The following is a 25,029-nucleotide window of genomic DNA, read 5'->3' on the forward strand; positions in this document are numbered from 1 at the left end:
AAAAAAGATTAATTTTTTTTATTTTTTGTTTGTTTGGTAGGAAAAAATAGTTGTACATTTGCACCCGCTTTGAGAGGGAGTATTTGTAGAGAGAATAACAGAGCGGTAGTTCATAGAAATAATGTAGTGATTTGGTAATGATTTCTGAGGTAATTTTCAGGGGTATAAATAAAGGTTCGATTCCTTTGCACTAATCGAGAAGTGAGTATTTTGATTTTATATTAAGGTACTTATTATTAGAAGGGATTTATTTCTTCTAAGTTCATTGACATATTGAATTGACAGCGCGTATAATTACAATTTTTATTTATATAGAGATTGTTTTAAATTATGCAAGTTTCTAATTTTCGGATTAGGAACTATAAAAGAATTGAAGACTAGAATTTTTTATTTTGAGACGATTAATTTCTTATTTATTGTGAGTTGAAATATATTAAAGACACACGATGAAGAGTTTGATCCTGGCTCAGGATGAACGCTAGCGGCAGGCTTAACACATGCAAGTCGAGGGGTAACAGAGGTAGCTTGCTACTTGCTGACGACCGGCGCACGGGTGCGTAACGCGTATAGAATCTACCTTGTACAGAGGGATAGCCTTTGGAAACGAAGATTAATACCTCATAGTATTATTGAATGGCATCATTTAATGATTAAAACTCCGGTGGTACAAGATGACTATGCGTTCTATTAGCTAGATGGTAAGGTAACGGCTTACCATGGCTACGATAGATAGGGGTCCTGAGAGGGAGATCCCCCACACTGGTACTGAGACACGGACCAGACTCCTACGGGAGGCAGCAGTGAGGAATATTGGACAATGGAGGCAACTCTGATCCAGCCATGCCGCGTGCAGGAAGACTGCCCTATGGGTTGTAAACTGCTTTTATATGGGAAGAATAAGGAGTACGTGTACTCTGATGACGGTACCATAAGAATAAGCACCGGCTAACTCCGTGCCAGCAGCCGCGGTAATACGGAGGGTGCAAGCGTTATCCGGAATCATTGGGTTTAAAGGGTCCGTAGGCGGGCATATAAGTCAGTGGTGAAATGCTGTGGCTCAACCATAGCACTGCCATTGATACTGTATGTCTTGAATTATTGTGAAGTGGTTAGAATATGTAGTGTAGCGGTGAAATGCTTAGATATTACATAGAATACCGATTGCGAAGGCAGATCACTAACAATATATTGACGCTGATGGACGAAAGCGTAGGTAGCGAACAGGATTAGATACCCTGGTAGTCTACGCCGTAAACGATGGATACTAGTTGTTTGGATTTCGATCTAAGTGACTAAGCGAAAGTGATAAGTATCCCACCTGGGGAGTACGTTCGCAAGAATGAAACTCAAAGGAATTGACGGGGGCCCGCACAAGCGGTGGAGCATGTGGTTTAATTCGATGATACGCGAGGAACCTTACCAGGGCTTAAATGTAGATTGACAGGTTTAGAGATAGACTTTTCTTCGGACAATTTACAAGGTGCTGCATGGTTGTCGTCAGCTCGTGCCGTGAGGTGTCAGGTTAAGTCCTATAACGAGCGCAACCCCTGTTGTTAGTTGCCATCGAGTAATGTCGGGAACTCTAACAAGACTGCCGGTGCAAACCGTGAGGAAGGTGGGGATGACGTCAAATCATCACGGCCCTTACGTCCTGGGCCACACACGTGCTACAATGGTAGGTACAGAGAGCAGCCACTCAGCGATGAGGAGCGAATCTATAAAACCTATCTCAGTTCGGATCGGAGTCTGCAACTCGACTCCGTGAAGCTGGAATCGCTAGTAATCGGATATCAGCCATGATCCGGTGAATACGTTCCCGGGCCTTGTACACACCGCCCGTCAAGCCATGGAAGCTGGGGGTACCTGAAGTCCGTCACCGTAAGGAGCGGCCTAGGGTAAAACTGGTAACTGGGGCTAAGTCGTAACAAGGTAGCCGTACCGGAAGGTGCGGCTGGAACACCTCCTTTCTAGAGATTGTCCCTGATTTTGTTGTATTTATACAATATTATCACACAACCAACTTACTTGTTATAGATGAGAATTTAGTTACAAGGTTTAATTTTTTAGTTTTCAATAGCTGTCGATTTAATACTATTAATAGTCTTAGGTATGATGCTTTGGGGTGAGTTTACTCACTAGTACATACTGAATACTGGGGACTTTATAGAGTCCCATAGCTCAGCTGGTTAGAGCGCTACACTGATAATGTAGAGGTCGGCAGTTCGAGTCTGCCTGGGACTACTTTATTTAAGGTTTTATTTATTAATTTTAAATAATTACGCTTTCGCGAAAGCATATAAATCGTGATGTTCATTTTATATTGAAGGAAATTTTAGAAGTTGAGAATCATTACTTCGTCATTCGAAATTCTGAGTTCAACTTTGGGATTTCAAATAATGGGGGATTAGCTCAGCTGGCTAGAGCGCCTGCCTTGCACGCAGGAGGTCATCGGTTCGACTCCGATATTCTCCACAAGGTGATGCCTAGGGATGATTTATTTTATCACTTTGCATATTGCCGTGAATATTACAGGTGGTTTTAATTATCTGTTGTGATTCACAACGTTCATTGACATATTGGGAAATAAAAAAGAATACGAGAAGTCGTGTATATATTGTTATGATATGTATACGCAAAAAAGAATATGAATTAAACTCATTAAAAGAGCAAAAAGTACAATAAGCTAATTAAGGGCGTATGGGGAATGCCTAGGCTCTCAGAGGCGATGAAGGACGTGATAAGCTGCGAAAAGTTGCGGGGATCTGCACACAAGAATTGATCCGCAAATATCCGAATGGGGCAACCCACTATATTGAAGATATAGTATCCGCAAGGAGGTAAACCCGGAGAACTGAAACATCTAAGTACCCGGAGGAGAAGAAAACAAAAGTGATTCCGTAAGTAGCGGCGAGCGAACGCGGATTAGCCCAAACCAATATTGTTACGGCAATATTGGGGTTGTAGGACCACGATATTCTGTGCTTTATGAATTAGAACACTTTGGAAAGAGTGGCCATAGACGGTGATAGCCCGGTATAAGTAAAGACAGTTACAGATAGTGGTATCCTGAGTAGTGCGGGGCACGTGAAACCCTGTATGAATTTGGCGGGACCATCCGTTAAGGCTAAATACTCCTGAGAGACCGATAGTGAACCAGTACCGTGAGGGAAAGGTGAAAAGAACCCTGAATAAGGGAGTGAAATAGAACCTGAAACCATACGCTTACAAGCGGTCGGAGCAGACTTGATCTGTGACGGCGTGCCTTTTGCATAATGAGCCTACGAGTTACTTTAACTAGCAAGGTTAAGGCCTTCAGGGCCGGATCCGTAGCGAAAGCGAGTCTGAATAGGGCGATTAAGTTAGTTTGAGTAGACGCGAAACCGTGTGATCTACCCTTGGGCAGGTTGAAGCTTTGTTAACCCAAAGTGGAGGACCGAACCCGTTGACGTTGAAAAGTCTTGGGATGACCTGAGGGTAGGGGTGAAAGGCCAATCAAACTCGGAAATAGCTCGTACTCCCCGAAATGCATTTAGGTGCAGCGTTGATTTATAGTTTTATAGAGGTAGAGCTACTGATTGGATGCGGGGGCTTCACCGCCTACCAATTCCTGACAAACTCCGAATGCTATAAAATGATAATCAGCAGTGAGGGCATGGGTGCTAAGGTCCATGTCCGAGAGGGAAACAACCCAGACCATCAGCTAAGGTCCCCAAATGTATGTTAAGTTGTAAAAACGCGGTTGAACTGCTTAGACAGCTAGGATGTTGGCTTGGAAGCAGCCATTCATTTAAAGAGTGCGTAACAGCTCACTAGTCGAGCGGTTCGGCATGGATAATAATCGGGCATAAACATACTACCGAAGCTATGGACTTACTCAAGAGAGATAAGTGGTAGGGGAGCATTCTATATGTATTGAAGTTGAGCTGTGAGGCTTGGTGGAACGTATAGAAAAGAAAATGTAGGCATAAGTAACGATAATGCGGGCGAGAAACCCGCACACCGAAAGACCAAGGTTTCCTCAGCTATGCTAATCAGCTGAGGGTTAGTCAGGACCTAACGCGAACCCGAATGGGGTAGTGGATGGACAACGGGTTAATATTCCCGTACCTGCTCACATTAAAAGCGACGGATTCGAATAGTTGGTGCGCACAGACGGAATTGTGCGTTGAAGGAGCTAGTAATACTCCGATAGTACACTAAGGCTACGGCCGCGGTGATAATCCAGCGAATCGAGTTCCAAGAAAAGCAAGTGAAGCAGCCTGTACCGTAAACCGACACAGGTGGTTGGGATGAGAATTCTAAGGTGCTCGAGAGATTCATGGCTAAGGAACTAGGCAAAATCGACCCGTAACTTCGGGAGAAGGGTCGCCCATCTTCGGATGGGCCGCAGTGAAGAGGTCCAGGCGACTGTTTATCAAAAACACAGGGCTCTGCTAAATCGAAAGATGATGTATAGGGCCTGACACCTGCCCGGTGCCGGAAGGTTAAGAGGAGAGTTTAGCTTCGGCGAAGATTTGAATTGAAGCCCCGGTAAACGGCGGCCGTAACTATAACGGTCCTAAGGTAGCGAAATTCCTTGTCGGGTAAGTTCCGACCTGCACGAATGGTGCAACGATCTGGACACTGTCTCGGCCATGAGCTCGGTGAAATTGTAGTATCGGTGAAGATGCCGATTACCCGCTGTGGGACGAAAAGACCCCGTGAACCTTTACTATAGCTTCGTATTGGCTTTGGATAAGTAATGTGTAGGATAGGTGGGAGACTTCGATCAGGCGTCGCCAGGCGTTTGTGAGTCATTGTTGAAATACCACCCTTTACTTATTTGAAGTCTAACGTCTAACGACGAACAGTGCGTGGTGGGTAGTTTGACTGGGGTGGTCGCCTCCAAAAGAGTAACGGAGGCTTCTAAAGGTTCCCTCAACACGGTTGGCAATCGTGTGTAGAGTGTAATGGCATAAGGGAGCTTGACTGAGAGACCTACAAGTCGATCAGGTACGAAAGTAGAGCATAGTGATCCGGTGGTTCCGCATGGAAGGGCCATCGCTCAAAGGATAAAAGGTACTCCGGGGATAACAGGCTGATCTCCCCCAAGAGCTCATATCGACGGGGGGGTTTGGCACCTCGATGTCGGCTCGTCACATCCTGGGGCTGGAGAAGGTCCCAAGGGTTGGGCTGTTCGCCCATTAAAGTGGCACGCGAGCTGGGTTCAGAACGTCGTGAGACAGTTCGGTCTCTATCTACAGTGGGCGTAAGAAATTTGAGTGGATCTGACTCTAGTACGAGAGGACCGAGTTGGACTGACCGCTGGTGTACCTGTTGTTTCGCCAGAAGCATCGCAGGGTAGCTATGTCGGGAAGGGATAAGCGCTGAAAGCATATAAGCGCGAAACCCACCACAAGATGAGATTTCTTTAAAGGGTCGTGGGAGACTACCACGTTGATAGGCTATAGGTGTAAAGGCAGTAATGTCATAGCCGAGTAGTACTAATAACCCGTAAGCTTATGTACGCTTCCCCGCCTTTATTGGCGGGGAGGGAACTCTTTTATAGTTTGATGATTATTTTAATAGTCTTTATCTTCTTTTTTATTTTCTAGTATGTTACGATATTTTCTTTTGCTTAATAGCAAAGGAGTTTAGAGTTTGCAAAATAACTTTAATCAAAAACTAAGGTGGTTACAGCGACGGGGCTCACCTCTTCCCATTCCGAACAGAGAAGTTAAGCCCGCCAGCGCCGATGGTACTACAATCGTGGGAGAGTAGGTCGCCGCCTTTTTAAGGTCTAATACAGTTAATGTGTTAGACCTTTTTTTATGCCTTAAAATGTGTTTATTGCTTTTATGAGGATGATACTACCATCGAGTGGAGCGTAGAGACGCTACCTTTTAAGACTTAATAGAGTTAATGTGTTAGACCTTTTTTTATGCGCTAAAGTGAGATATACTCATTAAAAGTAAGGGCGTTGTTTAGTATCTATCTTTATTAGGGTGTTGTTTTAATCTATTGATAGCTAGTTTAGTATGTGTTTAAAGACTTACAGAGGGTGGATGTATTGATCTGGAAAGATGGTTGAGATGTTTTTCGCGAAAGCGGATAGAACCTCCTAACTTTAGAATTTATTTTATGGAAATGTCATGTATGTTGTTATGATTTAATTCGACAGAAGTCTTGCTTTAATGCTCAACGCATAAAATCTTATGAATTTTGAGTATTATTTTTAAATTAATATGATTAATTTGAGAAAATATATAAAGATCTCTACAAAATGATTTCAAGAAAAAAAATACTACTCTATAATCCACTAACTGTATTTTATGATATGCCTCTTGCATTACTAGCGATAGGCACTGTATTGGATCAAGAAAAGTATGAAGTTATTATTATAGATGCTCGTATTGAAAAAGATGTAGATAGTTTACTTAAAGAACATATAGATGATGCGATTTGTTTTGGAACAACTGTGATTACAGGAAGTCCTATCAAAGATGCATTAGAAATGTCAGAGAAAGTAAAGAGTCTTAGACCAGACTTACCAGTTATATGGGGAGGATGGCATACGTCTCTTTTTGCTTTAGAACCTATGCAAGATCATAGTTATATTGATATTACCGTGCAAGGTCAAGGTGAAGAAACGTTTAAAGAGCTTATTGAATTTATAGATAAAGGGAAAAGTTTAAAAGAAGTCAAAGGGTTATCTTTTAGGAATGATGAAGGAGAATTTGTAAAAAACCCTCCACGACCTATTGCTGCGGTAAACAATTTTAAAAGAGTTGATTATGATCTGATAGATGTTGAACGCTATTTTGAAAAGAAAGGGAAAAGACAATTTGATTATATATCTTCTGTTGGATGTTTTTTTAGATGTGCATTTTGTGCAGATCCATTCGTGTTTCAAAGAAAGTTTTCTGCAATTTCTTCAGAGAAGATGGGGGAAGAACTCGCTTATTATAAAGAAAGATATCAGTTTACAGATTTAAACTTCCAAGATGAAACGTTTTTCACATATGCTGAGAGAATTAAAGGTTTTGCAGAAGAGCTTATTAACAGAAACTTGAATATAACTTGGGCAGCAACTATGCGTGCAGATCAAGGGGAGAGGCTTCCTGATGAAGTCTGGAAACTTTGTAAGGAATCTGGATTGCGAAGATTGCTTATAGGCGTAGAGTCTGGTTCTCAAGAAATGATGGACTGGATGAAGAAAGATGTGAAGCTTACACAAGTATTTTATTGTGCAGAAAAATGTAAAGAACTTGATATAGGTGTTATCTTTCCTTTTATAGTAGGTTTTCCTGAGGAGTCTGATAAAAGTGTTGCAGAGACTGTTAAAGTAGTAAAGCAACTACGAAGTAAAAGTAGAAAGTTTGATACTCCCATTTTTTATTTTAAACCTTATCCTGGTTCTGCAATTACTCAAGATGTAGTGAAGAAAGGATATGTCTTACCACAAACAACAAAAGAATGGGCTAAGTTTGATTATATAGGATCTTCTGGACCATGGGTGAGTAAAGAGAAAGTAAAGTTCTTTGAAGCTTTTAAATTCTATCTTAAACTAGCTTATGGACCTAAACATAAATTACTTAGTTATCCCCTTAGAAAATTAAGTCAATGGCGTTGTGAAAATGAAAAATTCAATTTTCCTATAGAGAAGTTTGTTATCAATACCATTAGACCTAAACAAAGATTATCGTAGGTATATGTTGTTTAATAGTAAGGAACATACATCGTATAGAGGTGTGCTGTTTTTTATAGTTTATAATTTGTTTGGATTATTTTATCATTACGACAAAGAGTTGACTTCTTATATAATGATAGTAATTAATTCAAAAATTAAAATACCATAATGAACTACATGAAAAACACAATTACGTTTCTAACACTCTTATTAACAACAATAACTTTTGGGCAAGAATCTACTTGGAGTATTGATGCATCTCATTCTTCTATAGGATTTGATATTGATCATTTAGTAATTTCCCAAACCGAAGGAACATTTAATGACTATTCGGCAGTTATTAAAGCAGATGAAGCTGATTTTTCTGATGCTACTTTTGAAATAACAATTCAAACAACAAGTGTAGATACTAAAAATGAAAGAAGGGATAATCACTTACGAAGTGCTGATTTTTTTGAAGTAGAAAAATATCCAACAATCAATTTTAAAGTTACTGAATTTAAAAAAATAGAAGGAAAAAAATACAAACTTACAGGTCTCTTTACGATGCATGGGGTTTCTAAAGAAGTGACATTAGATGCTACATTTGGGGGAGTTATCACACATCCTAGTTTTGGAACTAGAGCTGGATTGCGTATTACTGGAGAAGTTAATAGATACGATTTTGGACTTGAATATAATGCAGCAATGGAAGCTGGAGGTTATATTTTAGGAAAAGAAGTGAGAATAGATTGCCGTTTAGAAATGGTGAAAGAATCAAAGTAATTTGACAAAGAAATAAATAAAAAAGGCTGTCTAATACTAGACAGCCTTTTTTATTTATAGTAGGTATAATATGCTATTATAGATCATTTAAAAAACTCTTGACTGCAGTCCAGTATCCTTCACTATCACTGAACTTGTTCCATAAAGCTCTTGACCCATGATTCCCTGATGTTTTTGGTAAGTATGTTGTTTTTGTTTTGGTTGCAATTGCATCGTTTATAGCAGACCAACTCTTTTTTTCGCCTTGAGCGGAAGTAATAAATGTTGGAACTTTAATTTTTGAAGCACTGTTTTTGATAAAATTGTCTTTTCCAAAATACTCTCCTGGAGAAAAAGATAAAACAGCATCGATACTATCAGGGTTATCTCCAGCGTATTTTAGAACTAATGAAGATGAATACGAACTTCCCCAAATAATAATTTTTTTAGGCTTGTATGTTTTTTTTACATAATCTATAGTAGCTTCAATATCTTGAAATGCATCTATAAAACCAGTACTTTTGCCTGCTTTTTTTGCTTGTTTATTCGTTTGATTTGTAATATCATTTACACCGCCTCCAGAACGTTGATCTACCGCTAAGCAGGTATATCCAAGTGCATTTAATTTAGGAGCAGTTTCTTTATATTCTCCACGACTCCATCCAGCTTGGTGAAAAAGAATAATAAAAGTATCACTTTTAGACACTTCATATAAATCTGCAGTAATTCGTAATCCATCTTTAGATGGGTAGTCAATGGTGTTTTGAGCAAACGTAAATAGACAAGTCAAGCTTATTATACAGGTAAGTATTGTTTTCATAATATGTGATTATAAGAAAGAATGATAGGTTTTTATGGTGATTAAGTCTCTATTGTAATACCTTACTTACAGTAACGTCTGTTTGCACATGTTCTTTTACTATGGATGGAAAATTTTGTAATGCTATTATAATTTTAATCAAAGAAATATAGACTTACTCATCAAATAGTGCCCTCATAAGCGTTTTTATTCCTTTGAATCCAAAATAGATAGCAGCAATCAAACAAATAATCCCAATACCTAATACAGGTATAAAAAGAGGGTGATCTTGATTTTTAAAAGAAGAATTAAGAATAATAGGAGCTAAGATTAGTAATACTAATGTCCCACCCATGATTTTAATCCCTTTAAGTAGGGTTTCTTTATTTGTGCTCATAATGATCTATTGCGTTACGTACACTACCGTGTTTAAGAAGTAATTTATTTGCTTCGGATTCTTCTATTTTTAATGCATCCATAATCATTCGAGTACCTCTACCTACGAGTTTATGATTACTTAATTGCATATCTACCATTTTGTTTCCTCGTACTTTACCTAGCTGAATCATGGTTGCGGTAGAAATCATATTGAGAACAAGTTTTTGAGCAGTGCCAGCTTTCATACGAGAACTCCCAGTCACAAATTCTGGACCTACAATAATTTCTATGGGGTAGGCTGCAGTAAGTGATAGCGGACTATTATGATTACACGTAATACATCCTGTGCCAATTCCTTTTGCGTTACAAGCTTCTAAAGCACCTATAACATATGGAGTTGTTCCTGAAGCAGCGATTCCAATTACAAAATCATTTGTTGAGATTTCATATTCTTGTAAATCTTTCCATCCTTGATCCTTGCTATCTTCAGCAAACTCAACTGCATTGCGTATGGCAGTGTCACCTCCGGCAATGAGTCCTATCACAAGGTCAGGAGATACTCCAAATGTAGGAGGGCATTCTGATGCATCTACAATGCCTAAACGCCCACTCGTTCCTGCACCCATATAAAATAAGCGTCCCTCATTTTTTAATCTAGTTACCACTTGTGTAACTACAGTTTTTATTTGTGGGAGTGCCTTTTCAATAGCAATAGGGACCGTTTTATCTTCATTATTGATATTAGATAATAATTCGGTGACCGACATGTTTTCTAAATGGTCGTAATGGGAATCTTGTTCTGTGGTTTTGGTAAATGACACTCGTTCTGTTTTATGACCCAAAAATAAGAATTATAGGATGACTTTGTGTAAAGAGATGGCATACGCTTTCGCGAAAGCGTATAAAAAACATTCTAAAGCCTTGTAGTGAGTTGTTTTTAAGTAAATTATAATCTGTTTGAAATTTTAACGTTTCCAGTTGCTATTCTATCTCACTAATGTTAACTTTGTGATACGTAGTATATGTATTGTCATGATGAGTAACCTTGCAGAAGTTGTTGATTCTCTAGAGCATAGAATTAATACCTTGTTAAATCGCTACCAAGCGGTTAAAGAAAGACACGAGCTTCTGGAAGGAACAATAGCAGCATTAGATGCTGAGAATAAAAGACTCAAAGATGCTTTGGAAGAAAGACAACAAGAGTTTAATACGCTCAAAACGGCAAATGCATTACTAGGCAGTAACGATTATAAAAGGGAAACCAAGCTCAAAATAAATGCCTTAATTAGAGAGATAGATGCCTGTGTGGTATCGCTTTCTGAATAAAAGGGAAAATTTTATGTCTGAAAAGCTTAAAATTAAATTGTCTATAGCTGATCGCGTGTATCCGCTTACTATTCCTATGGAACAAGAGGAAGGTTTGCGTAAAGCTGCAAAAAAGATAGAGGCTATGATTAAACAATTTGAGCAAAATTATGCCGTTAGAGATAAACAGGATGTACTGGCAATGTGTGCCTTGCAATTTGCATCTCAGGCTACCCAAAAAAATATAGATAAAAACTCAGATCATGAAGAAGCAACAAAACGCCTACAAGCGTTAAGTGCACTTCTAGATGAGCAACTATAGACGTTCTTTACATACAGCATATTACTGCCTGCATTGGTCTTTTTTTGATAAACTCAACAGATATTTTTTTGTAAAGAGTGAATCTGGATTGTAAAAGCGCGCCGTCTTCGTCACGGATTCTTGATCAGTCCTCTAGCTCTAATCCTTTTATTTAGGAGTTTATACAAAAACCCAACTAATGCAGGCTTTTTTATATCCTAATTTTAGGGTACTAACCAACTCAAAAGGTGTAAAAAACATCTTTTAATATTAACCATTGTATTACTCTTTATCAAAAGAGTATCGATTATAAAAATTGTTTATGGAACATAATATACTCCTGTTTATTGTAGGTGTGATTGCCCTAGCCATTGGCTTTCTTATTGCAAAATTACTTGAACGTAACAACTCGTCTCAAGTAGTGAAAAATGCAAATAAGAATGCTCAAAATATCATAAAAGAGGCTAAGATAGAGGCAGAAGCAACAAAGAAAGACAAGATATTACAAGCAAAAGAAAAATTTATAGAACTTAAATCAGAACACGAGAAAGTGATTTTGAATCGCGACAAGAAAATGTCCGAAACAGAAAAACGAATACGTGATAAAGAATCACAGGTGAGTAGCGAGCTTTCGCGAAATAAAAAACTTAACCAAGGTCTTGACGATAAAGTTAAGGATTATAGTAATCGTGTAGCTTACTTAGAAAAGAAACAGTCTGAGATAGATAAAATTCATAATAGTAAAGTACAACAACTTGAAGTGATATCTGGACTTTCTGCCGATGTTGCCAAAGAACAGTTGGTAGAGTCGCTTAAAGATCAAGCAAAGACAGACGCTATGGCACATATCCAAAGTGCTATGGAAGAAGCAAAAATGACTGCAGAACAAGAAGCTAGAAAAATTGTTATTAGTACAATACAACGCATAGGAACCGAAGAAGCTGTAGAAAATTGTGTCTCTGTTTTTAATTTGGAGAGTGATGATGTAAAGGGAAGAATTATAGGAAGAGAAGGCCGTAATATACGTGCTATAGAAGCAGCTACTGGTGTAGAGATTATTGTAGATGATACTCCAGATGCTATTATATTATCTTGTTTTGATAGTGTACGTAGAGAGATCGCACGATTATCACTGCATAAACTTGTAACAGACGGACGTATACATCCAGCACGTATTGAAGAAGTAGTACGTAAGACTACAAAGCAAATAGAACAGGAAATTGTAGAAGTTGGTAAACGTACCGTTATTGATCTTGGTATTCACGGACTACATCCAGAATTAATAAAGGCTGTAGGGCGTATGAAATACAGATCTTCATACGGTCAAAACTTGTTACAACACAGTAGAGAAGTAGCTAAGCTATGTTCTGTAATGGCAGCCGAGCTTGGAGTAAACCCTAAACTAGCTCGCCGTGCAGGATTGTTACACGATATAGGAAAGGTGCCAGATACAGAAACAGAAACACCTCACGCAATCTTAGGGATGCAATGGGCAGAGAAACATGGAGAGAAACCAGATGTATGTAACGCCATTGGAGCTCACCACGATGAGATAGAAATGACCTCATTATTATCGCCTATAGTTCAAGTGTGTGATGCTATAAGCGGAGCTCGTCCAGGTGCTAGAAGACAAGTACTAGACTCATATATACAACGACTTAAAGATCTTGAAGATATTGCTTTTGGATTTGGAGGAGTTAAGAAAGCATATGCTATTCAAGCAGGGCGTGAACTTCGTGTTATTGTAGAAAGCGAGAAAGTAAATGACGAAAAAGCAGCAGCGCTTTCTTTTGAGATTTCTCAAAAAATACAAACAGATATGACCTATCCTGGTCAAGTTAAAGTAACCGTAATACGAGAAACAAGAGCGGTTAATATTGCAAAATAAATGTAACGTGTTGTTACTATAACATAATAAGGTCCTATATGCTTGTTTATAAATAAGGGTATAGGACTTTTTAATTCAACCAGTTCAAAGTAAAATTAGGATTCATTCTCATTTCAAGATTGTACTAAGTATCTTTGCAACTTCAAAAAATAAGTATGGACTACGCAGAAAATATATTAGGAACTATAGGGAATACACCTATGGTAAAGATGAATGCACTTACCGCAGAATTACCTTGTCTTGTTCTTGCAAAATATGAAACCTTTAATCCAGGAAACTCGGTAAAGGATCGTATGGCACTTCAAATGATTGAAGATGCAGAAGCAGACGGCCGTTTACAGCCAGGAGGAACCATTATAGAAGGAACTTCAGGAAATACAGGAATGGGGCTTGCCCTTGCAGCTATTATAAAAGGTTATAAGATGGTGTGTGTGATCTCTGATAAGCAATCCAAAGAAAAAATGGATATCCTACGCGCCGTAGGAAGTGAGGTTGTAGTATGTCCTACAAATGTAGAGCCAGATGATCCTAGATCATATTACTCTACATCAAAAAGACTTTCTGAAGAAACACCAAATAGCTGGTATGTAAATCAATATGATAACCCTAGTAATGCAAAAGCGCATTATCAGAGTACAGCTCCAGAAATTTGGAAACAAACAGAAGGGAAAATAACACATTTTGTAGTAGGTGTAGGAACAGGAGGAACGATAAGTGGTGTTGGAAAATATTTAAAAGAACAGAACCCTGATGTAAAAATATGGGGAGTAGATACCTACGGATCTGTATTTAAAAAATACCACGAAACAGGTGTTTTTGACGAAAACGAAATTTATCCATATATCACAGAAGGTATTGGAGAAGATATCCTTCCGAAAAACGTAGACTTCTCTATCATAGATGGATTTACTAAAGTAACAGATAAGGATGCAGCTGTATATACAAGACGTCTTGCAAAAGAAGAAGGCATGTTTCTAGGAAATTCTGCTGGATCTGCTATAAAAGGACTCTTACAACTTAAAGAGCATTTTAAGCCAGAAGATGTTGTTGTGGTATTATTTCATGACCACGGAAGTCGTTATGTTGGAAAAATGTTTAATGATGAGTGGATGCGTGAGCGTGGTTTCTTAGACGAAGAAGTTACTGTTGCCGAAGATTTAATAAAAAATCATATAGACAAACCATTAATTACTGTTAAGACAGAAGAATTGGTTTCTCATGCAATAGAGCGTATGCGAGATTTTAAAATCTCTCAAATCCCAGTAGAAGATACTACAGGATTTGTAGGAAGTGTAGATGAAGCAGCATTGTTTAGAGCATATATGGAAGATCAAAATATAGCAGATACACCTGTAAGAGAAATTATGGGAGCTCAATATCCTATTGTAAATCGTAAAGCACCTATTGTAGAAGTTTCAAAACTAATTACCAAAGAGAATAATGCAGTACTTGTAGATCTAGGTAATGGGAAGCATCATATCATCACAAAGCATGATATTATAAGCGCTATATAACCTATATACCAGTTTGGGTTTTTCGGCAAAATAAGAAAAGCTCAAACTGGTATTTTCATGTATCTTCACATGATGAGTGAAGATTTTTTACATTATTTATGGAAGTATAAAAAATTTGCTTTCGCGAAAGCAAAAACAACAACACATGCTTCTGTACATATTACTTCTCTTGGAACTCATAATCACTTAGCAGGGCCAGACTTTTTTAACGCACGACTTACAATTGCAAATCAAGAATGGGCTGGTAATGTAGAAATCCATCTCAAATCATCAGATTGGTATGCTCACGGCCATGAAACAGATAGAGCATATGATACTGTGATTCTTCATGTTGTATGGGAACATGATATCGATATTTATAGACAAGATAATACACCACTTCCTACGCTACAATTGAAGGATTATGTCTCTAAAGAATCATTAGAAAACTATCAAAAACTATTTAAAAATCAATCCAAGAAGTGGATTAATTGTGAAGATAGCCTTCTAGATATCCCTACACCTATTTGGGAGCATTGGCAAGAACGATTATATCTAGAGCGATTAGAGCGCAAAACAGGCGCTATTCAAGAACTGTTAAAGCAATCTAACAATGACTGGGAAGGAGTTTTGTTTGTGATGTTCATGCGTAATTTTGGAACCAAAATAAATGGAGCATCATTTCAATCACTAGCACAGCATATTGATTTTAGTATTATAAGAAAATGCGCTCAAGAACCTTTTCGGTTAGAAGCCATATTGCTTGGAGCAGGAGGGTTACTCCCCGAAGATAGTGTAGATAGCTATGTGTTGCAATTACAAGGGGAATACGAGTTTGTACAGCATAAATTTCAAATAGATACACAAGGAATACTTCCTATTCAATTTTTTAAATTACGACCAGATAATTTTCCAACCATTCGGTTATCGCAACTAGCCATGTTGTATTATACGATTCCTGGGTTGTTTCAGAAACTCATGAGTACAGATACAATAGAAGGATTTTATACCTTGTTACAAGTACAAGCGTCTACCTATTGGGATACTCATTTTTCATTTACAACATCACAGAAAAAACGCACAAAAAAGCTCTCCAAATCATTTGTTGATTTATTGCTTATTAATACAATTATTCCTCTCAAGTTTGCGTACAGTCAGTATCAAGGGAAAGATCATCATGAAGAAATAATAGACTTGATATCACATATAAAACCTGAAAAAAATACGATTATCAAAAAGTATGATTCACTTAAGCCAAAGGCAATACATGCCATGCAAACGCAAGCACTTATTCAATTAAAAACAGAATACTGTACAAAGCATAAATGTTTACAATGTGCTGTGGGAAATTGGTTGATCGGGAAAACATAATAAATACCTGTATAGACTTTATTTGTTAAACTTCTTTATCGCTTCAAACATATGTCTACACCTTGCTTTATAAGCGGCGCTCCCTTTATGGTAATCATCTTCCATAATACGATACAATTCAGGATGAATCCAATCTATTTCGGTTCCTAGCCAAAACAATGTTGTCATTGTATAGGCTTTTACAGCTACTTTTTGATCTGTGATTAACCAGTCAAATCCCGCTTCGGTGATGCGTTCTTTGTGTAGTGTCTTTAGATGTTCTCTAGTTTGTGGTTCTTTCTTTTTGTAATAGGATAAAGTAAGATACTCACATATCTTGGCTACAGGTCGTAGTGCAGAATCTTGATGTACGGAATGCATATTTTTAGTAAATACATCTAGATATGGGAAAAGCATCGTGATATCAGTTTTACACACAAATTCCAAAAGCCAACCAGCTCTGTTTGATATAGGGTCGTTTACCTTGAATAAAATCTTTATGACAAATGGCATTAGTTCTGGTGTCTTGATAACCAGTTGTGAGTAATACGCTCGTTTTTCTCGACTATGATTTACATAGTCTAAATTAGTATATAATTCTTGATACGTCACTTTGCTTGTTTGATATGTTAAAAATAGGAAATGTATTTTAATAACATGTATCTTGGTAATTCAATCAAGATAATTTTTATGAAGTGGTTAAAACTATTTTTAAAGCTAGCATTACTTGTACTTATAGTCATGCAATTTATACGTCCTGATAAAAATCAAGAAGGGAATTATGAAAGTGTTCAACCTTTTTTAAATGAGACCAAGCCTATTGCATCTGTAGAAGGAATCCTTAAAGAATCGTGCTTTGATTGTCATAGTAATCAAACAAGATATCCTTGGTATGCTGAGGTAGCTCCTGTTTCTTACTGGCTATCTGATCATATAAAAAACGGGAAGAGGCATCTTAATTTTTCAGATTGGTCTTCGTATTCTGTAAAGCGAAAAGATCATAAACTAGAAGAGCTTATAGAGATGATAGAGAGTAAGGAAATGCCATTAGATTCTTATACTTGGACTCATGATGAGGCTCGATTAACCGATACGCAAATAAAAGCCATCATGACATGGGCAAAAGCGGCGAGGCTACAATACGGAATCAAAGCCGAAGCTCATTAACTATCTAGATCTTTAATTAATAATTCAACAACCTTAGGAACACCTATAGTTGCTGTTTCTACATGAACAGTAAGATTTGCTCGTGCACTTATCGCAGGTTTTGGATCTACAAAGTGTATAGACGCTGTTAATTTTGCATAATCTATAAGTCCAGCAGCTGGGTATACTTGCATAGAAGTACCAACGATCATGATATAATCTGCCTCACTTACCAAACGAGCTGCGGGTTCTAATAAAGGAACCATTTCTCCAAACCATACAATATGTGGACGTAATTGAAAATTATGCTCACACATATCGCCAGCATTAAGATCAGACCTCCAATCTAAAATAAGATCTTCGTCGTACGTACTACGCACTTTTAATAATTCGCCATGTAAGTGAAGTACGTTTGAACTTCCTGCTCTCTCATGCAAATCATCTACATTTTGAGTGACAATATCTACATCAAAATGATCTTCTAAGTCTACCAACGCTTTATGTGCATTATTTGGATGTACTTCAAGTAATTGACGTCTGCGTTCATTGTAAAAATTAAGCACAAGTTCCATATCATCTACCCAACCTTGAGGAGACGCTACTTTCATAACATCGTGACCTTCCCACAAACCATTGGAGTCTCTGAATGTTTTTAACCCACTCTCTGCACTGATCCCTGCACCAGTAATAATGACGACTTTTTGTTTTTTCATAAGAATTCTTTACCTGTTAAAAGTACTGTATCTTTACTTTGTAAACAATGATTATGGATCATAAACTACTAGATTATTTACAATCTTTTTTAACCGAACGACGTAGAGAACTTTTTGATCGTGTACTCTCTGAGCGCACACATCACGTTACAGTCGCGGTAGAAGATGTATACCAATTGCATAATACAAGCGCTGTTATACGCAGTTGTGAGTCTTTTGGTGTGCAAGAGCTTCATGTGATAGAAGAAATAAATGCAAAGCGTATTGATAGAGAGATTGCTATGGGAGCTCAAAAGTGGGTAGATGTACACAGACATATGAGTACCAAAGATTGCTTAAAAACTTTAAAAGATAAAGGATATCGTATTGTAGCAACAACGCCTCATCAAAAAGCACATCGCTTAGAAGATTTTGATATTACAGAGAAAGCAGCTATTTTTTTTGGTAGAGAGACAGAGGGATTGAGTGATGCTGTGATAGAAGCGGCAGATGATTTTATATATATTCCTATGGTTGGTTTTACAGAAAGTCTTAACATCTCTGTTTCGGCAGCCATTACTTTACAGCATATTATGACCAAGTTAAAAGCATCTACAATTCCTTGGCAATTATCGGATACAGAGGTTTTTGAAAAGAAAATGGAGTGGACCAAGAAAATGATTAAAGATGTAGACCGAATCATTACTCGTTGGGAAAAAGATAGTCAGAAGTAAATAGTTTAGACTAAAGGGAATCATTCTTTTTACGCTTTCGCGAAAGCGTACTCAACCTAAAACCAATCTTTTATTTACTCATAGAATATTATTGTGACAAATTGTAATTATCAAAACAATAAAGAGACTTACTCTCAAAATATAATTATGACACTTACAGAACAACTTAAAGAATATGCAGAGAACAGTGTAAAAAGACACCCAGGAGCTGCTCAAGATATTATGAAAAGCGCTATCGATGCATTAGAAGCTACCGATATTTTAGAAGGTGCTACAAAAACAGGTGATTCATTTCCTAATTTTACATTACCTAATGTAAAAGGAGAACAGGTTACTTTAGAAGCATTGCTTAAGGAAGGTCGTGTAGTACTTACTTTTTATAGAGGTGGTTGGTGTCCTTATTGTAATATAGCTTTAAAAGCATTGCAAAATGCAATACCAGAATTTAAAGCAAAGGGAGCTCAACTTATTGCAATTACACCAGAAACACCAGATAATTCGTTAACAACTAAGGAGAAAAATGAATTAGACTTTCAAGTATTAACAAGTGAGAATAATGAATTAGCACGTTCTTTGGGACTTATATATCAATTACCAGAAGATCTAGTAGCATTGTATACTAAATTTGGGATAGATCTTCTTCAGAGTCAAGGGAATGAGGCAAATGAATTGCCAATCGCTGCTACATATATTATAGGGCAAGATGGTAAAGTAACCTATCATTTTCTAGCCGAAGATTATAAATTAAGAGCAGATCCATTAGATATTATTGCGGCTTTATAACTAGAGGATACGTAGATTTAAATGTAAAAAGAAGGTTTTTTCTAGTAGGAAAAACCTTCTTTTTTTAGTGATTAATTCTAATTTGTTTAATTTTAGAATGATAACAAATACCTTCCATAGTTATGATGACTCTTATTTATATCATTGCAGCACTACTTGTTGTGATTATTCTTCTTGCTGCAATAGGTCCTAAAACCTACAATGTAAGTCGTAGTATTATTATAGATAAACCTAAAGAGATTGTGTTTCCATATATTAAAATGATAAAAAACCAAGATCATTGGTCGCCTTGGAAACTTAAAGACCCTGAGATGAAACAAACCTACACAGGAACAGATGGAGAGGTAGGATTTAAAGCAAGCTGGGATGGGAATAAAGAAGTGGGAATGGGAAGCCAGACCATTACTTCTATTGTGGAGAATGAACGTATAGATAATCGTTTGGTTTTTTTGAAACCATGGAAATCAGAAAGTGAAGGGTATTATACGTTTGAAGATGCAGGACCGGGACAGACAAAATTGGTATGGGGATTTAAAGGATTTAATAAATTTCCGTCAACGATATTTATGAACTTTTTTAATATGGATAAAACAGTAGGGAAAGATTTTGAAGAAGGACTGCAAAACGTAAAGAAAATACTAGAAGCTTAAGATGTTATAAGAAAAAGCACAAGGTAACTAAGAGCATGGTTATAGGATTACGTTTCTTAATACAGAAGGAAGCAAAATCGCATTACACAGTATAACATAACACTTATATTCTTATTGTAGTAAAAAAAAGCGCTAGATGTAATCTAGCGCTTTTTTTATGAAATAGAGTCAATTTCAAAAACTCATAGAATTCATTGAAAAGAGTTGGCTACTAGATTTCTTTGATGCAATAAAGATTGATTTGCAATACATTAGCAAAAGGAAATATTGACAAGAATATAACATCTTATTCTTGAGTAAAGAATCGACATCTTACAATATGATAGATACGCGGTTATCATACAAAGTAAGTTTGTATCAATACGTAATCATTTTAATAAAACAATCATGGGGAAATTAATACACACTATACATACAGGGTAATCTATACTTATATTATAATTAGTATATAAGAGGTGAGAAGTAACCTCATAGATAACCCCAAAGGAGAGTAGGCTCACTAATGCTCTCCTTTTTTAAAAACTCAAACAATGAAAAATTTTTTATATCTCCTGGTGCTTTTACCAGCTATAGTACTAGCGCAACAGGGACAAATTATCATGAATAAAATAGACATAAAGCCTAATAGTAGGCTTGCATTTAATGGCACACTCTCACAAGGGGTGCTATTGCATGATTTAAGTTGGGCTTGGGCGAGTAATAATGCCTGTTTTGTGCAAAATAGGAAAGAAAAATTTAATGGAAATCACGTTTTTTTTGAAGGAGTAATTCCTAAAAATAGCGATATGGAAGTAACTGTGGTGCCTAAAGACCCTTCAAAGGATCTTAGTATATATGCTTTTCAGACGTCGGTATTTAAAAAGGATATGGTCCCTAATTTGCAACGCTGTGTACGTTGTGAAGCAGATTGGTTTAGAGAGGCTTATTATGTGGGCAAAGAACCACAAGATCACACACGTACCGTGCAAAACTTAATCGCTATAAGTAGACCCTATAGAGTGGTCATTGCGGTAGTAGGAGCAGAGGGGCTTACTCAAGGAGATTTTCAGATTATAGTAACCACAAAATCCAGATAACCAGATATATCCTATATTAGTATTGTTAATTTAACCAATCATCTTCTTTTGAAAATCTTTATACTCTTTATCTGTTTAGGATTGTATAGTATGTTTATTACTGGGCAAAATACACAGACTATTGATAGTTTAAAGAATAGTATAACCATAGAAAAGAACGACTCTTTAGTCATGGAAGCCTACAATAGATTACGTAGGGAGTATTATTATTCAGATCAAAAAGTGGCGCATGGGTATGCTATAAAATATTTAGAGTATGCTCAAAAGATAGAAGATTCAATACATATTGGGATTGCATATTATTATATAGGAAATGCTAATTTTCAATTGAATAAATTCAGTGATGCATTGGATAATTATTTGATTAGCTCTGAGTATTTTCAAGGGATAGGAGCTGTTACGCGCTTACCTTCTGTGTATAGTTCTATAGGTAGTGTATATCAAAAACAAGATGAAGAAGACTTAGCGCTAGAGTACTTTAATAAGGTAATTGAGCTCAGTAAAGCAAATGACGATTTAAGAAGACAAGCTATAGGACAAATGAATGCGGCAAGTATTTATGGGGACTATAAAAATGAAGAAGAGAAAGCAATACAACTTCTTAATGATGCAATACAAAATATAGACACTTATATGTTGCGTAAACCAGGAAAAAACAATCTGGTTTATAAGTATATGGCACAATGTAACATTGCAAATTTTTATAAGAAATCTCAAAAGTATGATGAAGCAAAAGAAGCGTATGAATTGCTTCTGGAAACGATAGATTCTGTTTCTTATAGTAATCTTTTTTATGTGGCATATGGTGGTTTGGGACAAGTAGATCTTGAACTTGGCGATATCAAAAATGCGTTACCAAAATTAGAAAAAGCCTATTCAAAATTTACAGAAGGTAACTTTCAAGAGAATTTGTATGATTTGATGCCAGATCTTATAGATGCATATGAGATGGAAGGACAACCCGATAAAGCATTGGGGATATTTAAGAAGTATAATGTATTAAAAGATTCGATTAATGGTGTAGAGCGAGCCAAGCGTTTAAATAATGCAATGCAGCAGTATGAAAGTGAGAAAAAAGAACGAATCATTGCGCAGCAGGAATTAGTTATTGAAAAGAGGGAAAAACAACGTAGGAGAATACTATATGCCTTGATTAGTTTTGGAGTATTATTTATAGGGGTATATATCTTTTTTAGAAAAAGGTTAAAGTATCAAAGAACAATAGCATCGCAACAAGTTTTATTACAAGAAAAAGCATTTAAAGAGATAGAGCAAAAAAACCTATTGTCTTCTATGAATAGTATGATCGAAGGTCAGGAGTCAGAACGTTTTAGAATTGCACAGGATTTGCACGATGGTTTAGGGGGATTGTTGAGTACAGTAAAGGCTCATTTTACAGCGTTTCAAGATTGTGACCCAGATCAAGATATGAAGGGAATACGAGATAAGACGGCATTATTGATAGATGAATCTTGTATAGAAGTGCGTAGGATATCCCATAATATGATGCCACATTCATTATCTATATCTGGACTTATAGGAACTTTAGAAGATATGATAGCATATCTCAATGAGCAAGGATATGAAGCCACACTAGAAGTACGTAACGTGCCAGATCTTACAAAGAATAAAGAAGTGATGATCTATCGATTGGTGCAAGAGATTTTTTCTAATATTAAGAAACATGCACAAGCAAACACTATATTATTACAACTTATTGGTACCCAAGATGAGGTGCATCTTATGATAGAAGACGATGGGATAGGTTTTGAATATGAGTACGCTTTCGCGAAAGCGGGATTAGGTATAAAAAGTATTAATAGTCGCGTCGAAATATTAAAGGGCGATATCCATTGGGATAGCAAATTAAGGGAGGGAACTTGTGTAACTATAAACATACCAGTGATATGATAGATGTATTTATAGTAGATGATCATAAAATAGTGATAGAAGGGATTGTGTTGATGTTAAGAGATCAGGATGATATTACCGTTGTAGGAACTGCCCTTTCTGGTGAGGAAGCTATAAAAATGATCCCTACAACAAAAGCGTCTGTAATCTTACTAGATATTAATATGTCGGGAATAAATGGGGTTGATACCTGTAAAGCATTACTTAAAATAAATCCAGCTTTAAAAGTGATAGCACTATCTATGCACAAAGAAGGGAGTCTTATCAAAATGATGTTATCTAAAGGAGCAAAAGGATATGTTCTTAAGAATGCGGGTAAAGAAGTACTGATTCAGGCAATCCATAAAGTGAGTATGGGTAAAATGTTTCTAGATACTGATGTTAATGAAATTGTTCTTAATAGTATCGCGCAGCAATCAGAAAGAAAAGCGACTCCTTTTCCTAGTTTATCTCGAAGAGAAAAAGAAGTCCTTCATTTAATATTAGAAGAGTGCACAACGCAAGAAATAGCAGATAAACTTCATATAAGTTTTAGCACTGTAGAGACACATCGTCGTAATATGCTTATTAAACTCGGTGCAAGGAATACAGCTGGCCTTGTACGTATTGCTATAGAGTATGGCTTGAATAAAACGTAAATAATCATCATTAATCATATTTGGTTTGTACACAACATATCGTTGTGAGGGAGAATAGTGCCTTTTTTTAATAGATAAAAAGAGGAAGTATGATCAGAGAAATAACCAATGATGTATTGTGAAGTCTAGTTATCACATTAAAAAACGGGGTGTAACCGAAAAACCAAACGAGTAGGAACTAAAACTAAAAACCATTATGAACTGGTATGTAAAAGTGCTTAAACAGTATGCAGACTTTAACGGAAGAGCTCGAAGAAAAGAGTATTGGATGTTCTTTTTATTTCAAATTATTATAACAAATGTACTTACGTATGGAGGTATCGCAGCAGACCTTTCTATTTTACCTATAATAAGTATGGTGTATGCAATAGCGACATTAATTCCTGGTATTGCAGTAGCTGTACGAAGAATGCATGATGTAGGAAAGAGTGGGTGGTATATTTTAATACCTATTTATAATATAATACTAGCTTGTACAGATAGTGAGCCAGGTGATAATCAATACGGTCCTAATCCTAAGTAAGGCATATAATCTTAGCTGTTTTTTTAGCTAATAAAGAATTGGGGTTCTTTTTAGAGAAGCCTGCATTCTAATTAGAATGTAGGCTTTATTTAATTCTTCCGTTGTAATACTCTATACTCTTCATAACACTCACTAATAGCATCTAGTATTTGAAGATCATTTGCAGTAACAATAAAATTATCTGAATAGTTGCAATTATTTAAAATGGCATCTATATCGTTTCTATCTATTTGTAATAAAGCAACGAGTGTTTCTCTATCAAATTTCTTTTCAAGAAGATTACGAACTTTGTCATCTTCTTTCATTTTACGCATTTTCTTAAGTTGCTCAGGTTTTTTTCCAAATAGATTATATAGTAAATCGGCAGGATTGAAAATAGCATTAATCACCCTTGATACAGCGCCAGGTTGCGTTTGTCCACCTTCATATCCAGTATTTAAACCAGAAATACTAAAACGTGAATTATTATAAATTGGAATTCTCTTTGCATCGATCTCTAGGTATCCTGTAAGTTGTATTTCTTGTACGACCACTTCTTCTAGTGCAATCCCTACTTCTGTCATCTTAATTTTTACATTACCGTATTTTACCCAATCGGCACTTACACGTACTTGTAATGTTTTGTATCCTAAGTAAGAGAAAAATAATGTGTCATCTACTTGGGCTTTTATTTCAAATCCTCCTTCGGCATCAGTAATTGCCCCTTTTAGATTGGTGAGGTTTACAATATTTACATTTTGTAGTGGGTCATCTGTAGATGAGCTTAAAACAGCACCATTGATGCGTCCCTTTGCTAGTGCAGGAACCGAATCATTTTTTTGTAAAGGTGTATCATTATCCTGAGCAATAACAGAATTCAGACCACTTAATACAAGTACTATAAATAATAATCGTTTCATAATGGGTGTTAATTTATGCATTCCGTCGTAAAAACCTAGCCAAAACTACA

General features: G+C 36.6%; 21 protein-coding genes, 2 tRNA genes, 3 rRNA genes and 1 other RNA gene. 21 read left to right on the forward strand and 6 right to left on the reverse strand.

All coding sequences use genetic code 11. The features are described from left to right. Nucleotides 1–443: 443 nt before the first annotated feature. The 7 genes from ABJD27_RS10710 to ABJD27_RS10740 all read left to right on the forward strand — a co-directional run bounded on the left by ABJD27_RS10710 (nucleotide 444) and on the right by ABJD27_RS10740 (nucleotide 8,434). Nucleotides 444–1,967: ribosomal RNA gene (locus ABJD27_RS10710) — 16S ribosomal RNA — on the forward strand. 200 nt (nucleotides 1,968–2,167) lie between these two features. Next, a tRNA-Ile gene (locus ABJD27_RS10715) sits at nucleotides 2,168–2,241 on the forward strand. A gap of 157 nt (nucleotides 2,242–2,398) precedes the next feature. Beyond that, nucleotides 2,399–2,472: transfer RNA gene (locus tag ABJD27_RS10720), tRNA-Ala, on the forward strand. A 205-nt stretch (nucleotides 2,473–2,677) separates the two neighbouring features. Beyond that, nucleotides 2,678–5,506: ribosomal RNA gene (locus ABJD27_RS10725) — 23S ribosomal RNA — on the forward strand. Nucleotides 5,507–5,665: 159 nt separating this feature from the next. Next, a 5S ribosomal RNA gene (gene rrf, locus ABJD27_RS10730) occupies nucleotides 5,666–5,773 on the forward strand. Together the 16S, 23S and 5S rRNA genes with 2 tRNA genes alongside form the textbook arrangement of a ribosomal RNA operon. Nucleotides 5,774–6,262: 489 nt before the next feature. After that, nucleotides 6,263–7,687, forward strand: a complete 1,425-nt coding sequence (locus ABJD27_RS10735; protein WP_348166637.1) for a radical SAM protein — start codon at nucleotides 6,263–6,265, stop codon at nucleotides 7,685–7,687. A 159-nt stretch (nucleotides 7,688–7,846) separates the two neighbouring features. Next, nucleotides 7,847–8,434 (forward strand): YceI family protein, encoded by a 588-nt coding sequence (locus ABJD27_RS10740; protein ID WP_348166640.1) that lies wholly within the window; start codon nucleotides 7,847–7,849, stop codon nucleotides 8,432–8,434. A 76-nt stretch (nucleotides 8,435–8,510) separates the two neighbouring features. Here the strand turns inward: ABJD27_RS10740 and ABJD27_RS10745 are convergent, their stop codons facing one another. The 3 genes from ABJD27_RS10745 to murQ form a co-directional block, all read right to left on the reverse strand. After that, complete coding sequence (locus tag ABJD27_RS10745; protein WP_348166643.1) at nucleotides 8,511–9,233, reverse strand: alpha/beta fold hydrolase; 723 nt, start codon at nucleotides 9,231–9,233, stop codon at nucleotides 8,511–8,513. 154 nt (nucleotides 9,234–9,387) lie between these two features. After that, nucleotides 9,388–9,609, reverse strand: a complete 222-nt coding sequence (locus ABJD27_RS10750) for a DUF6095 family protein (protein ID WP_348166646.1) — start codon at nucleotides 9,607–9,609, stop codon at nucleotides 9,388–9,390. Further along, nucleotides 9,596–10,411, reverse strand: a complete 816-nt coding sequence (gene murQ, locus ABJD27_RS10755) for an N-acetylmuramic acid 6-phosphate etherase (protein ID WP_348166649.1) — start codon at nucleotides 10,409–10,411, stop codon at nucleotides 9,596–9,598. The genes ABJD27_RS10750 and murQ overlap by 14 nt, the downstream gene beginning before the upstream one ends. 211 nt (nucleotides 10,412–10,622) lie before the next feature. Between murQ and ABJD27_RS10760 the strand changes: the two genes are divergently transcribed. The 6 genes from ABJD27_RS10760 to ABJD27_RS10785 all read left to right on the forward strand — a co-directional run bounded on the left by ABJD27_RS10760 (nucleotide 10,623) and on the right by ABJD27_RS10785 (nucleotide 15,948). Beyond that, entirely contained in the window at nucleotides 10,623–10,916 is a 294-nt protein-coding gene (locus tag ABJD27_RS10760; RefSeq protein WP_348166652.1) for a hypothetical protein, read from the forward strand. Nucleotides 10,917–10,929: 13 nt separating this feature from the next. Then, nucleotides 10,930–11,217, forward strand: coding sequence for a cell division protein ZapA (locus tag ABJD27_RS10765; protein WP_348166655.1), 288 nt, complete (start codon nucleotides 10,930–10,932; stop codon nucleotides 11,215–11,217). Nucleotides 11,218–11,268: 51 nt separating this feature from the next. Further along, nucleotides 11,269–11,378: non-coding RNA, 6S RNA (gene ssrS / locus ABJD27_RS10770), on the forward strand. A gap of 140 nt (nucleotides 11,379–11,518) precedes the next feature. After that, on the forward strand, nucleotides 11,519–13,084 hold the full coding sequence (rny, locus tag ABJD27_RS10775) for a ribonuclease Y (RefSeq protein ID WP_348166657.1): 1,566 nt from the start codon (nucleotides 11,519–11,521) through the stop codon (nucleotides 13,082–13,084). Between the two features lie 155 nt (nucleotides 13,085–13,239). After that, a complete protein-coding gene (locus ABJD27_RS10780) occupies nucleotides 13,240–14,598 on the forward strand; it encodes a pyridoxal-phosphate dependent enzyme (RefSeq protein WP_348166660.1) in 1,359 nt (452 codons plus the stop codon). 57 nt (nucleotides 14,599–14,655) lie between these two features. Then, nucleotides 14,656–15,948: a DUF2851 family protein gene (locus ABJD27_RS10785; RefSeq protein ID WP_348166663.1), complete on the forward strand. Its 1,293-nt coding sequence runs from the start codon at nucleotides 14,656–14,658 to the stop codon at nucleotides 15,946–15,948. 18 nt (nucleotides 15,949–15,966) lie between these two features. Here the strand turns inward: ABJD27_RS10785 and ABJD27_RS10790 are convergent, their stop codons facing one another. Further along, complete coding sequence (locus ABJD27_RS10790) at nucleotides 15,967–16,539, reverse strand: adenylosuccinate lyase (RefSeq protein ID WP_348166666.1); 573 nt, start codon at nucleotides 16,537–16,539, stop codon at nucleotides 15,967–15,969. A 78-nt stretch (nucleotides 16,540–16,617) separates the two neighbouring features. Between ABJD27_RS10790 and ABJD27_RS10795 the strand changes: the two genes are divergently transcribed. Beyond that, nucleotides 16,618–17,094 (forward strand): heme-binding domain-containing protein, encoded by a 477-nt coding sequence (locus ABJD27_RS10795; RefSeq protein WP_348166669.1) that lies wholly within the window; start codon nucleotides 16,618–16,620, stop codon nucleotides 17,092–17,094. Here the strand turns inward: ABJD27_RS10795 and ABJD27_RS10800 are convergent. Then, nucleotides 17,091–17,786, reverse strand: a complete 696-nt coding sequence (locus ABJD27_RS10800; protein WP_348166672.1) for a Sir2 family NAD-dependent protein deacetylase — start codon at nucleotides 17,784–17,786, stop codon at nucleotides 17,091–17,093. The two genes, ABJD27_RS10795 and ABJD27_RS10800, sit on opposite strands and share 4 nt — an antisense overlap. A gap of 53 nt (nucleotides 17,787–17,839) precedes the next feature. On the opposite strand from ABJD27_RS10800, the gene ABJD27_RS10805 reads away from it, so the two are divergent. From ABJD27_RS10805 to ABJD27_RS10835, 7 genes are all read left to right on the forward strand, one after another. Next, entirely contained in the window at nucleotides 17,840–18,499 is a 660-nt protein-coding gene (locus ABJD27_RS10805; RefSeq protein WP_348166675.1) for an RNA methyltransferase, read from the forward strand. 147 nt (nucleotides 18,500–18,646) lie between these two features. After that, the gene (locus ABJD27_RS10810) at nucleotides 18,647–19,282 is read left to right on the forward strand and encodes a peroxiredoxin-like family protein (protein ID WP_348166678.1); all 636 of its coding nucleotides are present in this window, start codon (nucleotides 18,647–18,649) and stop codon (nucleotides 19,280–19,282) included. A 122-nt stretch (nucleotides 19,283–19,404) separates the two neighbouring features. After that, nucleotides 19,405–19,932, forward strand: a complete 528-nt coding sequence (locus ABJD27_RS10815; RefSeq protein WP_348166681.1) for an SRPBCC family protein — start codon at nucleotides 19,405–19,407, stop codon at nucleotides 19,930–19,932. A 530-nt stretch (nucleotides 19,933–20,462) separates the two neighbouring features. Continuing rightward, nucleotides 20,463–21,008 (forward strand): hypothetical protein, encoded by a 546-nt coding sequence (locus ABJD27_RS10820; RefSeq protein ID WP_348166684.1) that lies wholly within the window; start codon nucleotides 20,463–20,465, stop codon nucleotides 21,006–21,008. A gap of 48 nt (nucleotides 21,009–21,056) precedes the next feature. Further along, on the forward strand, nucleotides 21,057–22,919 hold the full coding sequence (locus ABJD27_RS10825; protein WP_348166687.1) for an ATP-binding protein: 1,863 nt from the start codon (nucleotides 21,057–21,059) through the stop codon (nucleotides 22,917–22,919). Beyond that, nucleotides 22,916–23,557 carry a response regulator transcription factor gene (locus ABJD27_RS10830; RefSeq protein WP_348166690.1) on the forward strand — a complete coding sequence of 214 codons (642 nt, stop codon included), beginning with the start codon at nucleotides 22,916–22,918 and terminating at the stop codon, nucleotides 23,555–23,557. The genes ABJD27_RS10825 and ABJD27_RS10830 overlap by 4 nt, the downstream gene beginning before the upstream one ends. 196 nt (nucleotides 23,558–23,753) lie before the next feature. After that, nucleotides 23,754–24,080, forward strand: coding sequence for a DUF805 domain-containing protein (locus ABJD27_RS10835; protein WP_348166693.1), 327 nt, complete (start codon nucleotides 23,754–23,756; stop codon nucleotides 24,078–24,080). 89 nt (nucleotides 24,081–24,169) lie between these two features. Here the strand turns inward: ABJD27_RS10835 and ABJD27_RS10840 are convergent, their stop codons facing one another. After that, entirely contained in the window at nucleotides 24,170–24,979 is an 810-nt protein-coding gene (locus tag ABJD27_RS10840) for a carboxypeptidase-like regulatory domain-containing protein (protein ID WP_348166696.1), read from the reverse strand. Between the last annotated feature and the right edge of the window lie 50 nt (nucleotides 24,980–25,029).

This window comes from Dokdonia sp., assembly GCF_039945015.1.
Taxonomy (GTDB): domain Bacteria; phylum Bacteroidota; class Bacteroidia; order Flavobacteriales; family Flavobacteriaceae; genus Dokdonia.